Here is a 2,500-nt window from a genome sequence, read left to right as displayed (position 1 = left end):
TAGTGGCATGTGGCGAGGTTAACCCGTGTGGGGGAGCCGTAGCGAAAGCGAGTCTGAATAGGGCGATTCAGTCGCGTGTCCTAGACCCGAAGCGGAGTGATCTAGCCATGGGCAGGCTGAAGCGCGGGTAAGACCGCGTGGAGGGCCGAACCCACCAACGTTGAAAAGTTGGGGGATGACCTGTGGTTAGGGGTGAAAGGCCAATCAAACTCCGTGATAGCTGGTTCTCCCCGAAATGCATTTAGGTGCAGCGTCGCGTGTTTCTTGCCGGAGGTAGAGCACTGGATGGTCTAGGGGGCCCACAAGCTTACCGAAATCAGCCAAACTCCGAATGCCGGTAAGTGAGAGCGCGGCAGTGAGACTGCGGGGGATAAGCTTCGTAGTCGAGAGGGAAACAGCCCAGATCACCAGCTAAGGCCCCTAAGCGTGTGCTAAGTGGAAAAGGATGTGGGGTCGCATAGACAACCAGGAGGTTGGCTTAGAAGCAGCCACCCTTTAAAGAGTGCGTAATAGCTCACTGGTCAAGTGGTTCCGCGCCGACAATGTAGCGGGGCTCAAGCACACCGCCGAAGCTGTGGCATTCACATTTCAACCTCGCTTGGACGTGATTCCTTGTGCAGGTGTGTGGATGGGTAGGGGAGCGTCGTGCCGGGGGTGAAGCAGCGGGGTGACCCAGTTGTGGACGCGGCACGAGTGAGAATGCAGGCATGAGTAGCGAAAGAAGGGTGAGAAACCCTTCCGCCGGATGACCAAGGGTTCCAGGGCCAGGCTAATCCGCCCTGGGTGAGTCGGGACCTAAGGCGAGGCCGAGAGGCGTAGTCGATGGACAACGGGTTGATATTCCCGTACCCGCGAAAGAGCGCCCGTGATGAACTTCGTTGTGCTAACCATCCGATCTGCTGGCGGTCTTCGGACTGGTGGTGGTGAGCGTGGGAACCTGGCGGGTAGTAGTCAAGCGATGGGGTGACGCAGGAAGGTAGCTGAGCCCGGCCGGTGGTTGTGCCGGGGTAAGCGTGTAGGCCGTACCGTAGGCAAATCCGCGGTGCATGTGGCTGAGACGTGATGCCGAGCCGATTCAGGTGAAGTCAGTGATCCTATGCTGCCGAGAAAAGCCTCTAGCGAGTTCTTAGCGGCCCGTACCCCAAACCGACACAGGTGGTCAGGTAGAGAATACCGAGGCGATCGGGCGAACTGTGGTTAAGGAACTCGGCAAATTGCCCCCGTAACTTAGGGAGAAGGGGGGCCGGAGACGTGAAGCCCCGCGCGGGTGGAGCGTTGTATGGCCGCAGAGAGCAGGGGGAAGCGACTGTTTACTAAAAACACAGGTCCATGCGAAGAAGTAATTCGATGTATATGGACTGACGCCTGCCCGGTGCTGGAACGTTAAGGGGACCTGTTAGCTCTTCGGGGCGAAGCGGAGAACTTAAGCGCCAGTAAACGGCGGTGGTAACTATAACCATCCTAAGGTAGCGAAATTCCTTGTCGGGTAAGTTCCGACCTGCACGAATGGCGTAACGACTTCCCCACTGTCTCAACCACAGGCCCGGCGAAATTGCATTACGAGTAAAGATGCTCGTTACGCGCGGCAGGACGGAAAGACCCCGGGACCTTTACTATAGCTTGACATTGGTATCCGAATTAGCTTGTGTAGGATAGGTGGGAGCCGGTGAAGTCCATACGCCAGTATGGGTGGAGGCAATCTTGAAATACCACTCTGGTTGATTTGGGTATCTAACTTCGGACCGTTATCCGGTTCAGGGACAGTGTCTGGTGGGTAGTTTAACTGGGGCGGTTGCCTCCTAAAGGGTAACGGAGGCGCCCAAAGGTTCCCTCAGCCTGGTTGGCAATCAGGTGTTGAGTGCAAGTACACAAGGGAGCTTGACTGTGAGACTGACAGGTCGAGCAGGGACGAAAGTCGGGACTAGTGATCCGGCACTTGCGAGTGGAAGCGGTGTCGCTCAACGGATAAAAGGTACCCCGGGGATAACAGGCTGATCTTCCCCAAGAGTCCATATCGACGGGATGGTTTGGCACCTCGATGTCGGCTCGTCGCATCCTGGGGCTGTAGCAGGTCCCAAGGGTTGGGCTGTTCGCCCATTAAAGCGGTACGCGAGCTGGGTTTAGAACGTCGTGAGACAGTTCGGTCCCTATCCGCCGTGCGCGTAGGATACTTGAGAAGGGCTGTCCCTAGTACGAGAGGACCGGGACGGACGAACCTCTGGTGTGCCAGTTGTCCCGCCAGGGGCACGGCTGGTTAGCTACGTTCGGAAGGGATAACCGCTGAAAGCATCTAAGCGGGAAGCTCGCTTCAAGATGAGGTATCCCACCCACCATTGGTGGGGTAAGGCCCCCAGCTAGACGACTGGGTTGATAGGCCGGAAATGTAAGCCCGGTAACGGGTTCAGTTGACCGGTACTAATAGGCCGAGGACTTGACAACAAGGCTGCTACGCGTCCACTGTGCAACTCCCGACAAACGAACAACGACACCAGCGGGTTAG

The 2,500-nt window shown here is 57.1% G+C and carries 1 rRNA gene (cut by a window edge); it reads left to right on the top strand.

The annotated features are described in order from the left end of the window. Positions 1–2,439: ribosomal RNA gene (locus ACIQG9_RS29775) — 23S ribosomal RNA — on the top strand (it extends 671 nt beyond the left edge of the window). The last annotated feature ends 61 nt before the right edge of the window (positions 2,440–2,500 follow it).

It is taken from the genome of Micromonospora sp. NPDC092111 (assembly GCF_044755745.1).
In the GTDB taxonomy this organism is placed as follows: Bacteria; Actinomycetota; Actinomycetes; order Mycobacteriales; family Micromonosporaceae; genus Micromonospora.
Note: the sequence above shows the minus strand (reverse complement) of the source record. Positions and strands in the feature narration are given on the sequence as shown.